A 13836-nucleotide genomic window follows, 5' to 3' on the forward strand; every position below is an offset into this window, starting at 1 on the left:
GGGAGGCCTTGGCCGTGAAACCCGGGAGGTCTTGGCGAGATTACTGTTTTTCGAGACCTCGAATTACCGAATTCGCGAGTTCCCGAAGTAGGCTAAGTAAACAGCTATACATTGCTTAGTCTGAATCTGTATCTAATCTTGAGTCCGATCCAGACCTTGAGCCTGAATTTGAGTCTGAATCACCGCGTCGGGTCGAGCCGGGCCGCAGTTTCTTCAGTATCCGATCAAACAATCCACTGCCATCGCCGTTCTCATCTGAATCCTCATCATCCTTAATACTAGCTCTGCCGGAATTTTGCTTAGGAATGAGAGGACTGTTCTCCTGATACCATTCTGTCATGACCTGATTGGACGGAGTTGACGGAGTGGCCAAGAGCCCGTCATAAATGTTTATTTTTCGCTCGACAATGTCATTCGGACGATCGAACGGCTTGTCTTTCATATTGATATGAATCTTGTCCATGACCGCACGCCAGATCCGAACAGGATTTTCCCAGTCCTGCTCCGGTATAGCGGTTTGCTTGACCATGTTATCGAACCCGAACCACACCGCACCGGTATAATAATGAGTGAATCCCGCGAACCATTTGTCAACGTTACTATCGGTAGTACCGGTTTTACCGCCGGTGGAGATGATTTCTTTATTTCCGTTAACTACCGGCCCATATTTACCGGCATCAGTGTACATGCCGAACGCCGAAGTTGACTTGCGCAAGTTTTCCTCCAGCATAGTGTTCATGATAAATGCTGTTTCCGGTTTGAAAATCCGTTGTTCTTCAGGTGTATTTTCCAAAATAACGTTGCCGTCTTTATCAACGACTTTAGTAAAAGCATAAGCCGGGCGATAGACTCCGTTATTAGGGAATGTGGCATAGGCCTGTGCCATCTGTAAGGGGGATACACCGTGTTGCGGAGCACCGACGGCTGCAGCAAGTCCGACCTCATCTTTCGTCCAGTCAATCCCCATGTTTTTCAGATAACGCTTGCCGGTGTCGACACCGATTGCTTTCAAAATAGTTACTGCCGGTACGTTGAGCGAGCCTTTAAGTGCATTGCGGAAAGTAACTGGTCCGCGGTATTGACGGTCATAGTTGGTCGGCCAAGGCTTATCTGGGCCGTTAAAGAAAACTTCTTTATCCTGAATTATACTGCTTCCGACAAACTTGCCTATGTCTAAAGCCGGGCCGTAAGCGACTAATGGTTTAATACTTGAACCGGGCTGACGTTGTAAATCTGTGGCACGATTCCAAATTAAGTTAGTCGTTTTTTCGCCGAAGCCGCCTTGCATTCCGGCAATTGCTCCGGTTTTGTTATTAATGACCACCATACCGGCTTCCGGTTTTTCCGGGTAATCTTCATAGAAGGACGGATTTTTCTGGAACAAGTCTTTTTTGCTAAAGGCTTCGTCAAGTGCCGCCTGTACGGCTGGTTCCATTGTAGTGTAAATGTGTAATCCGCCGGATGACACGTATTGATAAGCTATGTTGCGGCTTAAGCCTTGCTCGACCAAACGATCGACGACTTGGGAAATTACGTATTCAACGAAATATGAGTTAACTTTGGCTTGGGCCTTATCTTCAGGTACCGGTGCAAGAACGATATCGGTTTTGAGGGCGTCATCGTAGTCTTTCCGGCTTATTTTACCCAGTTGATACATTTTGGCCAAAACTACCTGTTGGCGACGCAAAGTATTACGCATACCGTTTTCTGTGCGCGGATTGTATATGGCTGGTCCTTTCGGGATAGCCGCCAAAAAAGCGCATTCGGGTAGGGTCAGGTCTTTGGCTGATTTGTTGAAGTATCCTTCGGCTGCCGCCTCGATACCGACGTAGCTATTGCCCATGGGGACTAAATTAAGATAAAGTTCCATGATCTCAGTTTTGCTGAGTTGCTCATCTAGCATGATGGCGCGGTACCATTCTTGAATTTTACGTTGGCTGGAAACTTGGTTATCGCCAGTTACCAGTTTGACGGTTTGCTGAACGATGGTGGAGCCGCCGTGGGTGGGCGTGCCGCCGTTAGCCAGGGCTGAAAGAATTGCGCTGGCAATACGCTTGGGGTCGATGCCGATGTGGGTCATGTAGCGTTCATCTTCGATGGCGATGAAGGCGTTGGCAATGGCTGTGTGCTCGACTTGGTTATATGTCACATAACGGCGATCTATATTCTGCGATCCTGTTTGCTTGGCAATGAATTCTCCCTTGGCATCGTAAAGATATGTGGTTTCGGAACCTGAGCGCAATAAATCGGCGGGAACCGGCTTGGTGGTAGAGATGTAGCCGAACAAAACGCCGCTGCCGAAGCCGCCAATTAGAAATAATAACAGCACAATGGCGAGAATCGCTGTCTTGGCAAAGCGGGTTAATAGCAGGGCAATGGCTTCTTGGGTCCCATAGGCGGGGATCGGAAGGGAGGGTTTGCCACGTAAATTTTTGCGTAAAGCTTTGCGTAGGCGGATCATTTCCTGCCGGGTCACCTCGCCGGGCAGGTGGCGTTGTAGGCCTTGCGGCGGCATGGAGTGGGCGAAGTTATCCGAGCGAAGGTTGGGGTGTTGAAGTGGCGCGGGTGTTTGTTCAGGCATCGCGCGGTTCGGCGGCGGAGGCTGAATTTGCTGTTGCTGCTGGGCAGATTGTCGTTGTTGGGCAAGCTGCTGCTGTTGGGCAGATTGCCGTTGTTGGGCAAGCTGCTGCTGTTGGGCAGATTGCCGTTGCTGGGCAAGCTGCTGCTGGGCAGATTGCCGTTGTTGGGCAAGCTGCTGTTGCTGGGCAGATTGCCGTTGCTGGGCAAGCTGCTGCTGGGCAGATTGCCGTTGTTGGGCAAGTTGCTGTTGCTGGGCAGATTGCATCTGTTGGGCAAGCTGCTGCTGTTGTTGGGCAAGTTGCTGTTGTTGGGCAAGCTGCTGCTGTTGGGCAGATTGCCGCTGTTGGGCAAGCTGCTGTTGCTGGGCAGATTGCCGTTGTTGGGCGAGCTGCTGTTGCTGGGCAGATTGCTGCTGTTGGCCAATGATGTTTGGCGACTGCCGATTGGTTTGTGGCCGCGCTGGAGATGTATCCGCTAATCCCGGTTGTTTCATCTGTTGTGACGGCATCTGTTGAGGTTGTCGTCCAGGTACTGCTCGACCCGTTTGCGGTGATTGTAATTGCGGCTGCCGCGGTAAAGTGTCAGAGTACCGCGAGGAATCGGAAGGCGGTTGCTGGGAAGTACCTTGGCCGGATAATCGGCCTTCCGGTGATGTGGGAGAAGCACCTTGAATCGGGCGTGGGTTTTGACCGATAGCACCACGATTGGCCTCGGGTATCGATTTATTTGAAGATACGTCGGAATTATTATCAGGATAATTCTTCATATTGCGTAACCTTTCTTGTCAGAATGCCTGTACACGCCACCCCGGTATTCCAGAGATTTGCATACAAATAATCACTGTAATTATATCAATTTTTCCCCGGCTGTGCTTGTCTAAATATTAAAATTAACCTACACTATTAGTTAACAATTTGCGTAAGGCGGTACCGGAGATGGTGCGGTAAATGATATTATATGTTTTAGAAAAAATATTCACTTGCAACTGCGGAGGAAAACGGTGCGACAAGCAGTGCGACAAACGGTGCGCTGAACTGGCGCGGGAAAGCGACTGCGGCAAACAGTGCGCTGAACTGGCGCGGGAAAGCGACTGCGACAAACGATGCGCTGAACTGGCGGCGCGGCAATGCGACTGCGACAAACAGCTGCAGATGGGCGGCTGGAAAGATCCTCGGTGTAGTGCGAAAAAATCAGCATCCCTCTGCTGGGCAACTAAAAAGACAAAAATGTGCTCTTGGCGTTCCCTCAAAGTACTATTTGCCTTGTGTTTGGCTGTCGCCCTGATAATTACTTCCAATTTAGCTTTCTTCAATACCTCAATAGCCGCGATTCAAACGGATGAAAAAACGTCGCCGCTAGTTATGTTTAGCCCAGATCCTCCGGCAAATCCTATTGTTCCGGCTTCATCTGAAGTGCTTGTCCCTGAGCAAAGTGTGCCGGCTCCGGCGGAATTACTGCCAGCCGGTAAAGCATATAGCGAACCGTCCAAACCTAAGGTGCCGGATGTCGACTTGCGCGGCAACAACCGCGAGGTAAACGGGATTAATCTGGTTTTTACTCCAGGAATACATGGTGCTATGCGAGAAAAAGGCACAATTTTGACGGGTAATGTTTCGGTTGAACTTGTCCCCGATGAAACCAGACATGCCAAAGTTACGGCTGCTCAAATTCCTGAGGTAAAAGCTGATGCCGGTTGGGATTTTGTCGGTTGGCGTATCGACTTGGTGCCGCGCTTAGGCTTAGAACCGATAAGCTGGATTGATTCTTTACTCTATGGAATCAGCTCGGAAGTTGACTTTTTGATGAACTTGCAACGTAAGGGTATTTATACCGAAAATGAACTGTTGAATTTTTCTTTCCCGACTCAATATCGGAAAGTGTATCGCATTACGGCTGAATATCGGTATAGCCCCAAAGCCCCTAAAGCTTATATTGAAGAGGTTCTTCTAGCTGATCGGAATATGTCAGGAAACGAGTACCTGACCAGCGCAATTGTCGCAACCGGCGATCGTTCACGTAGTTACGACATCTGTGCTGCGGCGGCTGTGGTAGTGTCTTTCCTTATCGTTGCAGTTCACCTTTGGATATGTAAGCGGCGGCTTCTATGTCGCTAACCGGCTGCCCTAACCGGCAGCGGCGGTTGGATCAGCTATGCCCGCGTATTTTTTTGCGAAATGTCACCGCAAATTTAAATAGTTTATAAATAAGTGGGCTCAGCGGCTTGGTAAATTCGCCGACGTACTCGGTCAATTCCGCGCCCCAGTGTTTTTTAAAAATATAAAGTCCTCCATAGCGCGCGTCCTGTTGCGGATCCAAGCAACCGCTGACTCCACCGAAGTCAAAAGCGGTATAGCCGTCCGCTTTGGCAGCATCGATGAGGGCAGGCAAAAGACCATATACCGGCATAGTGCTGCGAAACTCCTGCGCACTGCCACCATATAAATAGGAGCAAGTTTTACCACAAAAAAGCAGGGCAGCACAAGCCAAAGGAACAAAATTTTTGCTGCATTTTTCCAAATCACGACAATCCGACTGCAAACGAGCCAAGGCCTGACGTCTGGCATTTGTATCCTCCAAAATTGCTTGCTGTTTCAGAGGATTCGCTTTAGCTGCGCGTCGCTCGTTTTGCTCGATTTCTTTTTGCAATTTAATTTGTGCTTCAGACCAATCGGCCAAGGCGGCGGTTTTATCTAAGTAAATGACGCTAAAATTTTCGTGACCGTGGCTCCGGAAGGCATGAATAATGTGTTCATAATAGTCGCGATTACGTACGCCGATGTGATCGCGCTCGCCCGTGGCCTGCAAAATGGCAAAAAAGTCCTGTAAATCGCCCGGATTTTGCCGACGTATTACAAAAGCTTGCCGCTTCGCTTTATTGATCTGGCTGCGACAAGTAGCAGAAATAGTTTCTCGCCAGTTACCATTATTAGCCGTTAAATCCAAAACCATATTGTAACGTGGCTGAATTTCTCGCATGTCGGTTGCAAATCCGGCATGAATATAGCCGTGCTTTTGCCAAAATGCTATAAAATCGGATCCTGCCTTTTGCCTCAGCATCAATGGATCGCTTGTGAGAGAAATTGCATGATGCTGTCTGGCCACGATTTCAATTTCATGCAGCAGACGACTCAGAAGATCCGAATTGGTAAAATCTATAACTGGACCTCTCGGCACGTAGGCCATTGAAAAATGCTGAAGCGGAAAGGGTAACTGCCTAAATAAAATTTGTGCTCCGGCAATAATTTTACCTTCCTCGCGCAACACAACTATTTCCGAATCCCATGCCGGTAATTTTGCTTCTGCCCAAGCGAATAACTGCAAAATATTGCCGGAAGGATGCTGATTCACAAAATTATCCCATTCAGCGGTATTACAATTACGGGTAACTTGTAACATAACCGAGCTTGCCTCCAATATTCAGTGAGTTTATAGTATAGCGTTTCCATATTTCACGTGCAATCGCAACTTGCGCCGACATTTAGTTTGATGAGAGGGTACGGCTTGAAATTAGGCAAAATATAAACGCAACGAAAAAGTTTGGCGCAAAGCAAACGTCTAATGAAAGTCGACCGTGGTACAAAATGAGCAGCGCAGGAATGAGCACTCCTACGCTGCCCGTTGTTAGGGATTACAGATCGCGCAAGCGCGATAACGGCAGGCAATATATAATTTCCATCTAGGCTTAGGTGTTAGCTTTATGTGCCGCCAGACGACGACGCTTTTTGTCCAACCGGTCACGGGTAATGTCAATTAAAACGGCAATAATTATAACTAAACCAAGGATGACATATTGTACGGCAGCACTGGCAGAAAGCAAGGTGAAACCGTTACGCAGAACAGAAATTATTAAAGCACCAATCATTGTACCTATCATTGTTCCTTTGCCACCCATGAAAGAAGCTCCTCCGATGATACAGGCGGCGATGGCATCCGTGTCATAAGGCTGAATGGCGTTTGCTCCGTTGGCAATGCTTGTTCGGCCGATTAATACGATGGCAGCGATTCCGCACATAAAACCTGAGAGAGCATAGCAGAATGTTAAAACATTAGCCGAGTTTATACCGGACAATCGTGCTGCCTCCGGATTACCGCCAACACAGTAAATTGAACGACCGAGGGCGGTTTTGGTAAGAAATATGTGCATGACTGCAAACAATACGATAACCAAAATAAAACTAACAGGAATCCCAGGGAAACCTGGAACTTTAATGATTGAATATGAACCAAGCCACATAATAGGCTCTTTGAACCCGGAAACCATGCGAGAATTAACCAACAACAACGCAGCGCCGGCTAAAATGTTTTTCATACCCAAGGTCGAAACGAAGGGGTGAGGCAAGTGCAGTCTGGTCAGTAAAGAACCGTTAATCACCCCAATTATGGTTCCGAGAATCAGCGCAGCGGGAATAGCGACAAAAATACTGTCGATGCCTTTGGTATGCAGCAAACCGATTAAACAAGTACAGGCAATAGCGTTTGCCCCTACAGATAAGTCAATGCCGGCGGTGATCAGGCAAACCAACATACCGGTTGAAATCAGGGCGTTAACTGAAGTCTGCTTAAGAATATTCATCAAGTTGTCAGCCTTGAGAAAGGTAGTTGGTGTAACTATAGCCAATACTACACAAAGCAGGAGCAGAGCCAAAAATGTGCCCAGCCACGAAGATCGGTTGCCTATTTTTTTTTGCTTAATCATCTAATGTTCCTCCCCATGCGGCATGCATGATACTTTCTTGATTAAAATGTTTGCTGTTACGTTCTACGGTAGCCATGACACGACCACCGCGCATGACTACTACCCGATCACTCATCCCCAAAATTTCCGGCATTTCGGATGAAATCATGATTACACATTTACCTTCCTTAACCAGGCGGTTCATCACATTGTAAACTTCGACTTTGGCACCAACATCGATACCTCGCGTCGGTTCGTCAAATATGTATATATCCGCGTCACTGTTAATCCATTTTCCTATAACGACTTTTTGCTGATTGCCTCCGGAAAGTTGGCCGACAATTTCATCGGCTGATGGCGTTTTTATTCGCAAAGTCTCTATGTTTTTAGCACAAGTGTCATCAATTTTTTCCTCGTTCAAAAACAGCCCTTTACTGTGGCCCTTTAACGTAGCAAGAATAAGATTGTTTTTTACCGATTGCGCTAATACCAAGCCCTGACCTTTGCGGTCCTCGGTCAAAAAAGCTATGCCGGAATTTATTGCATCTTTAGGACTATGAATCGTTACCTTTTCCCCGAAAATATAAATTTCTCCGCCATCTAGCGGGTCTGCTCCGAAAATAGCGCGCATGGTCTCTGTTCGCCCAGCTCCTACTAGGCCTGAAAAGCCTAGTATTTCGCCGGTATAAGCTTTGAAACTCACCCCATCGAGGACACCGCCTTCAACCAGGTTTTTGACTTCGAGCGCACATTTGCCACGCGTCCCAAATTCCTTAGGGAATTGGTTGTTCAATGTTCGTCCAACCATAGCCTTGATCAAAGAGTCGTGCGTAAGTTCTTCTGTAGCGAGGGTTGCGATGTGCTGGCCGTCGCGAATAATAGTCACTCGATCACATAACTCGAAAAGTTCTTCTAATTTATGAGAAACAAACAAAATGGCTATACCTTGTTTCTTTAGCTGCCTACAAGTTTCCATCAGCTGTTTGACTTCTTTTTCACCTAGAGAGGATGTTGGCTCATCCATGATCAAAACTTTTGATTTCAATAAAATGGCTTTCCCGATTTCTATCATTTGCTGAATTCCCATGCCAAGTGTTCCGGCTATGGTACCGGGATCAATATCGTGGCCCAACGAAGCCATAATTTCTTTGGCGGTTTTATTCATAGTTTTGTAATCCAAAAGGCCATTTTTACGACGCAACCAACGATTAATAAATATGTTGTCGGTTATGTTTAAAAGTTTTTCTATATTCAGTTCTTGATAGACGCAAGCTATACCTGCTGCGGTTGAATCATTAGGCGTGTTAAACACTACCGGTTCACCGTTACTCAGGATTTCCCCTTCATCAGGGTGATAAACGCCGGTTAAAATTTTGATAAGTGTTGACTTCCCGGCACCGTTCTCTCCGATCAAGCCATGAATTTCGCCGGCTTTAAGCTGAAGATGCATATCTTGCAGAGCCACAACTCCCGGGAAGCGCTTGGTAACCTTATTAAGTTCGACGATATATTCGCTCATGTAATCCCTTCTTGCTTTGTTCAAAAATTTTTATAAATGACTTTGCGCGGCATTATAAATTATTGACATGCTATTGGCTTATTAGTGACATGATTTTTTAGCTTTAAATTGGCAATTAAGCCCCCCGGGGCTGGCGGGTGGGCTTAATATGCGCTGCTTTTCTATAGGCTTATTTGTTGAGATATCCTTCAAGCGTCTTCTTACGATCAGCGGCGTTCGCTTTTGTTACAATGGAAGCACCGGAGTCGATGAACTTTTCAATTTTTTCGCCGTTTATGGCCTTCACTGCAGCTTCAACCGATTTGTACCCCATGCTGTAACCTTCTTGGGCAACTGACATTGTTTCATCGCCTTTTAGGATGGCGTCGCAAGCGGAAATAATTCCGTCAAAGCCGAGGAAAATGGTTTTTTCATACTTAGGGTTACCCTTGGCGGCACGTGCGGCTGCCATGGCAATATCGTCATTGTTACAAGCGATAATTGAAATTCCTTCTGGGTGAGTTTGCATAATTCCTTCCATGCAGGCAACAGCTTTATCGGCTACGGCATCGGCATATTGGGTTTCGCCGGCAAGAAATTCACCGCCCTCGGCCTCGACTCCTTGTTTATAGCCTTCCATACGGTCGGCAGCTGTTGTATCACCTTGCACACCTGAAATACAGATAGCTTTTATTTCTTTCCATCCGGCAGCTTTGGCCGCCTTTACGGCTTCAGCTCCACCGAGCTTACCAGCAGCTGCGTTACCGGTACCTACAAAAGAAAGTACTTTAGGGGAATCTATTTTTGTGTCGACCGCGATAACCGGTTTTTCAACATTGGCAATTTTGCTTGCTACCATATCAGCTTGTAATGGTGCCATTACAAACGCATCATATTTGCCTGAGGCTAAGTCGGTTTCGATCAGAGCGAGCTGTTCATCAAACGCAGTCTCAGATGAGGCTCCGACGACGTTTACTTTTACCTCTGGGTGCTCCTTGCTGTAGGCTAAAGCTCCAGCTTGAACATACCCCCAGTACTCAGAAGCTGTCGTTTTCAAAATAACATCGATGTTCAGTTCTTTTTTTCCTCCATTGTCATCCGGCTTTTTTGCATCCTTTTGTTCGGTTTGGGTTTCTTTTGAACCATCGGCAGGTTTGTTACTCACACCTGAATCACATGCGACAAGTCCTAGAGTAATGCTTGCGGCCAAGGCGGTAGCTAAAAGTTTGTTGAGCCTCATAAAAACCTCCATAAATCATTGAAATTTGCTCCGCAGATACTGCGGGCAATATCCGTTCCCGGATGAAATGGCGTTCGCTTCTGCAAACGTTTACTACAAATAAAATAGCATGAAAAAACGGCTGTGTCAATTATATTTTGCGCAAAATGCAGTAAAACTTTGCTTGTAACAGTATAAATTTATGCTTATTGCACAAATAAATAATAATAAAAATTCTTCATTAATGCACATCGAAAATAAAATTCCTTACCTTTAACTTGTTTTTAGGAACTGAGGATGCCTTGCGATTCCATCCTTATCAGTCCTGGACATATGCACAAAAAAATAAGAGTCATACTTATAAAAACTGAACGAATATCCAAAAAAGAGGGCGTGCAAAATACTGTTTTGAAAAGAGTAAGATTTATATTGAGCGAAACGAAGATACTCGAAGACGGAACCGATCTTGCCGAATGAGATTTTTTAAGCTCTCAAGCCGTGAAATGATTGGCAAAAGGATAAAAAGTATAAATTACTTGTGAAAACGTTTTAAAAAAGTCGCAAATTTCAAGAAAAAACCGAGGAAAATAAAAAAATGTTGTTATTTTGCTCAAAAAAAGTGGAAAAAAATATCTGGATGGGGTACAATTTATATGTAAAGACCGTGCCACAAATGAAAGGGGATCACTCATGAAAACGTTTCCGATAACTGTCGGCCAAGCGCTGGTAAAGTTTCTTAACCAACAATACGTCGAATTTGACGGACAAGAGCAGCCTTTTGTAGAAGGAATTTTCACGATATTCGGCCATGGAATTGTGCTCGGACTAGGCGAAGCTCTTGATGCTGATCCTGGACATTTGAAAGTTTATCAGGGGCGAAATGAACAAGGTATGGCGCATGCAGCTATCGGCTATGCCAAGCAGAAAAACCGACGTTCAATAATTGCCTGCAGCTCTTCGATTGGCCCTGGAGCTACGAATATGGTGACTGCTGCACTGACGGCAACTGTAAATAATATTCCGTTACTTTTGCTGCCGGCTGATGTATTCGCAACCAGACAACCTGACCCGGTTTTGCAACAGTTGGAACAAGGCCACGATTTAAGTTTGACAGCCAATGACTGTTTCCGCCCGGTTTGTCGTTATTGGGATCGGGTCAGCCGTCCAGAACAACTTATGACTGCGATGATCAACGCTATGCGTGTTTTGACCAATCCTGCTACCGCCGGCGCGGTATGCGTTGCTCTGCCCCAGGATGTTCAAGGCGAAATTTATGATTTCCCAGAATATTTCTTCCGCAAAAGAGTGCATCATATAGCCAGAACTAAACCTGAAACCTATGAGCTTAATAATGTCAAGGAGGCATTGCTGCGCTCCAAGAAACCTTTAATCATTGCCGGCGGTGGCGTTCGCTACTCGGAGGCGGGAGAAGCGCTTATGAAGTTCTGTCGCGAGTTTAATATCCCGGTGGCACAAACACAAGCCGGACATTCTTGCTTGCCTGACTCGTTTGAATTGGCTTGCGGCGGTATAGGTGTAACGGGTGGATTGGCTGCGAATATTTTGGCGAAAGACGCAGATTTTATATTGGGAATAGGAACTAGATTCAGCGACTTTACAACAGGTTCAAAGTGGATTATATTCCGCAATCCAATTATGAGAATTGCAACCATCAATGTTTCAGATTATCATGCAGAAAAATTAGATGCCATAAGGTGTGTGGCTGATGCCAAAGAGGCAATTACTGAATTGCATCTAGAATTGCGCGCGGCAGGCTATAAGAGTTCGTACACGGATGAAATAAGCAAAGCCAATGCAGCATGGTCGGCTGAAATGAATCGGGTAAATACGATGGAATACGGTACACCTTCGTTCTCCCCGCTGATATCTTGTGGCAATCCGGAGAAACAGATTGCAGATTTTATTAGAGTTACCGGTGGTGGGCTGTCACAGTGCAATGCTTTGCATATTTTACGCCAAGAATCGGCTCCAGATGCAATTGTTGTTGCGGCAGCCGGATCTTTGCCGGGTGATTTAGAGCGATTATGGCTTACTGACACTAAAGACTCATATAGCATGGAATACGGCACCTCGTGTATGGGCCATGAAATTAACGGCGCACTCGGGGTCGCTCTGGCTGAACCTGAGAGGGAAGTATATGCGATGACTGGCGATGGATCATTCTTCATGCTGAACTCTGAAATAAGCACAATGCGACAGGAACGGCGCAAAGTGATAATTATGGTTTTTGATAACGCTGCTTTCGGTTGCATCAATAATTTGCAAACGGGAAATGGCGTTAATTCCCTGGCGACGGAGATGCGATATCGTAACTCCGAGACAGGGCTGTTAGATGGAGATTATGTATACACTGATTTCGCGAAAATAGGCGAAGGATATGGATTAAATAGTTATTCGGCCAGAACTCCGGATGAATTACGAGCTGCTGTTCGTGCTGCGCGAAAAGCGGACGGCCCATGCTTGATTGATGTTAAAGTTTTGCCCAAAACGATGACTGACGGCTATGAAGGCTGGTGGCACTGTGGATTGGCACAAACATCGACAAATGAAAAAGTGAATGAAGCGCGCTTGAAGATGGATAGACATTTGGCGGAGGCAAGGAAATATTAAGTTATTGATGCTGAGTCGAAAATTTTGATTGGAAATTAATTCGATTTTATTGCAAATTTTAGCGGTAGAAGAAAATTCAATCGAAAGAAAAATTCACCCGATATATCTGGTTAACAACGGAGGATTAAAATGCGCAAAAAAGTAAAAATAGGATCGATCGGCCTGGGGCGTCTCGGATATGAACACGCGTGCAATATAGCCAGCTTGATACCTGAAGCAGAATTAACGGCACTTTGTGACATTGATGCTGAACATCTGAATAAAGTTGCCGATGAGCTTGGCGTTAGCAAACGTTATACCGACTATGAGTCGCTTTGCAAGGATCCCGATCTGGATGCGATTGCGATTGTTTCCCCTTCTGCATTACATGTGGAACAGATTGAATGTGCAATGGCCAATGGCAAGCACGTATTTTGCGAGAAACCGCTAGGGACGGATGTGCCGCAGTGCCTGGCCGCTGAAAAAGTTGTCGCAAAATATCCAGAGTTAAAGTTCATGCTCGGCTTTATGCGCCGCTTTGATGATTCATACATGGACGTTAAAGCCAGAATAGATCGCGGCGAGATTGGCAAAGTGATATTGATGCGCTCATACACACAAGATCCGGTATCGACAATTGAAAGCACGTTGAAATTTGCTCCGCACAGCGGCGGTCAATTCCTTGATATGTGTGTACATGACCTTGATTTGCTTCGATGGTTTACCGGTTCACCAATAAAAAATTTATGGGCAATAGGTGGCGTTTTCGCGTACGATTTATATAGAAAACTGAATGATGGCGATAATGTAGCGGCTATGTTACAGTGCGAAAATGAAGCAATGGGCTTTATCTTCGCCGGCCGGGCAGCGGCGCATGGTTGCAACGTTGAAACCGAAGTAATTGGTACAAAAGGCACGTTACGGATAGCTTCCGTTCCGGCAAAAAATCTAGTGGAAATTATGAGCGAACATGGTGTTAGCAGAGTTTGCTATGAGGACTTCATGGCTCGTTGGCATCAAGCATACATTAATGAAATTCGTGAATTTTGCCGCTGCATCATTGAAAATCGTCAACCCGACGTGACCGTTCAGGACGGTACGGCGGCTTCGGAAGCAGCTTATCGCTGCAAAGAGTCATTTGAGAAGGGAAGAATGCTACCACTGCGTGATTAATAATGCGCCTCGATCAACTGACGCAAAACCTTGAATTAAGTGAGCAATTTGTATAAATAAACTGAATTTTAAACGAAAATA

Annotated in this window: 9 protein-coding genes; 4 read left to right on the top strand and 5 right to left on the bottom strand. The window is 46.0% G+C overall.

The features are described 5' to 3' along the window. Nucleotides 1-115 precede the first annotated feature (115 nt). Nucleotides 116-2581, bottom strand: coding sequence for a transglycosylase domain-containing protein (locus HMPREF0868_RS00280; protein WP_102892624.1), 2466 nt, complete (start codon nt 2579-2581; stop codon nt 116-118). Nucleotides 2582-2608: 27 nt separating this feature from the next. Here HMPREF0868_RS00280 and HMPREF0868_RS08520 point away from each other — a divergent pair, with 27 nt between their 5' ends. Next, nucleotides 2609-3058, top strand: coding sequence for a hypothetical protein (locus HMPREF0868_RS08520; protein WP_198300177.1), 450 nt, complete (start codon nt 2609-2611; stop codon nt 3056-3058). Nucleotides 3059-3527: 469 nt separating this feature from the next. Further along, complete coding sequence (locus tag HMPREF0868_RS00295) at nt 3528-4694, top strand: hypothetical protein (protein WP_012992701.1); 1167 nt, start codon at nt 3528-3530, stop codon at nt 4692-4694. Nucleotides 4695-4725: 31 nt separating this feature from the next. Here HMPREF0868_RS00295 and HMPREF0868_RS00300 read toward each other — a convergent pair whose 3' ends face one another. The 4 genes from HMPREF0868_RS00300 to HMPREF0868_RS00315 all read right to left on the bottom strand — a co-directional run bounded on the left by HMPREF0868_RS00300 (nt 4726) and on the right by HMPREF0868_RS00315 (nt 9993). Next, nucleotides 4726-5976 carry a lipid II:glycine glycyltransferase FemX gene (locus HMPREF0868_RS00300; protein ID WP_012992702.1) on the bottom strand — a complete coding sequence of 417 codons (1251 nt, stop codon included), beginning with the start codon at nt 5974-5976 and terminating at the stop codon, nt 4726-4728. A gap of 286 nt (nt 5977-6262) precedes the next feature. After that, the gene (locus HMPREF0868_RS00305; protein ID WP_012992703.1) at nt 6263-7276 is read right to left on the bottom strand and encodes an ABC transporter permease; all 1014 of its coding nucleotides are present in this window, start codon (nt 7274-7276) and stop codon (nt 6263-6265) included. Continuing rightward, nucleotides 7269-8774: a sugar ABC transporter ATP-binding protein gene (locus HMPREF0868_RS00310; protein ID WP_012992704.1), complete on the bottom strand. Its 1506-nt coding sequence runs from the start codon at nt 8772-8774 to the stop codon at nt 7269-7271. The genes HMPREF0868_RS00305 and HMPREF0868_RS00310 overlap by 8 nt, the downstream gene beginning before the upstream one ends. Nucleotides 8775-8943: 169 nt before the next feature. Beyond that, nucleotides 8944-9993, bottom strand: a complete 1050-nt coding sequence (locus HMPREF0868_RS00315) for a sugar ABC transporter substrate-binding protein (protein WP_012992705.1) — start codon at nt 9991-9993, stop codon at nt 8944-8946. Between the two features lie 669 nt (nt 9994-10662). On the opposite strand from HMPREF0868_RS00315, the gene iolD reads away from it, so the two are divergent. Together iolD and HMPREF0868_RS00335 are read left to right on the top strand one after the other, a co-directional pair. Next, nucleotides 10663-12603, top strand: coding sequence for a 3D-(3,5/4)-trihydroxycyclohexane-1,2-dione acylhydrolase (decyclizing) (iolD, locus tag HMPREF0868_RS00330; protein ID WP_034575227.1), 1941 nt, complete (start codon nt 10663-10665; stop codon nt 12601-12603). A gap of 129 nt (nt 12604-12732) precedes the next feature. Next, nucleotides 12733-13755 (top strand): Gfo/Idh/MocA family oxidoreductase, encoded by a 1023-nt coding sequence (locus HMPREF0868_RS00335; protein WP_012992709.1) that lies wholly within the window; start codon nt 12733-12735, stop codon nt 13753-13755. Nucleotides 13756-13836: the final 81 nt, after the last annotated feature.

The organism is Mageeibacillus indolicus UPII9-5, assembly GCF_000025225.2.
Classification (GTDB): domain Bacteria; phylum Bacillota; class Clostridia; order Saccharofermentanales; family Fastidiosipilaceae; genus Mageeibacillus; species Mageeibacillus indolicus.

Excerpts from the sequence above, each read along its gene's own strand:
- HMPREF0868_RS00300 (WP_012992702.1), bottom strand. The coding sequence starts at position 5,976 with ATGTTACAAGTTACCCGTAATTGTAATACCGCTGAATGGGATAATTTT.
- HMPREF0868_RS00280 (WP_102892624.1), bottom strand. The coding sequence starts at position 2,581 with ATGCCTGAACAAACACCCGCGCCACTTCAACACCCCAACCTTCGCTCG.
- HMPREF0868_RS00310 (WP_012992704.1), bottom strand. The coding sequence starts at position 8,774 with ATGAGCGAATATATCGTCGAACTTAATAAGGTTACCAAGCGCTTCCCG.
- iolD (WP_034575227.1), top strand. The coding sequence starts at position 10,663 with ATGAAAACGTTTCCGATAACTGTCGGCCAAGCGCTGGTAAAGTTTCTT.
- HMPREF0868_RS00295 (WP_012992701.1), top strand. The coding sequence starts at position 3,528 with ATGATATTATATGTTTTAGAAAAAATATTCACTTGCAACTGCGGAGGA.
- HMPREF0868_RS00305 (WP_012992703.1), bottom strand. The coding sequence starts at position 7,276 with ATGATTAAGCAAAAAAAAATAGGCAACCGATCTTCGTGGCTGGGCACA.
- HMPREF0868_RS00315 (WP_012992705.1), bottom strand. The coding sequence starts at position 9,993 with ATGAGGCTCAACAAACTTTTAGCTACCGCCTTGGCCGCAAGCATTACT.
- HMPREF0868_RS00335 (WP_012992709.1), top strand. The coding sequence starts at position 12,733 with ATGCGCAAAAAAGTAAAAATAGGATCGATCGGCCTGGGGCGTCTCGGA.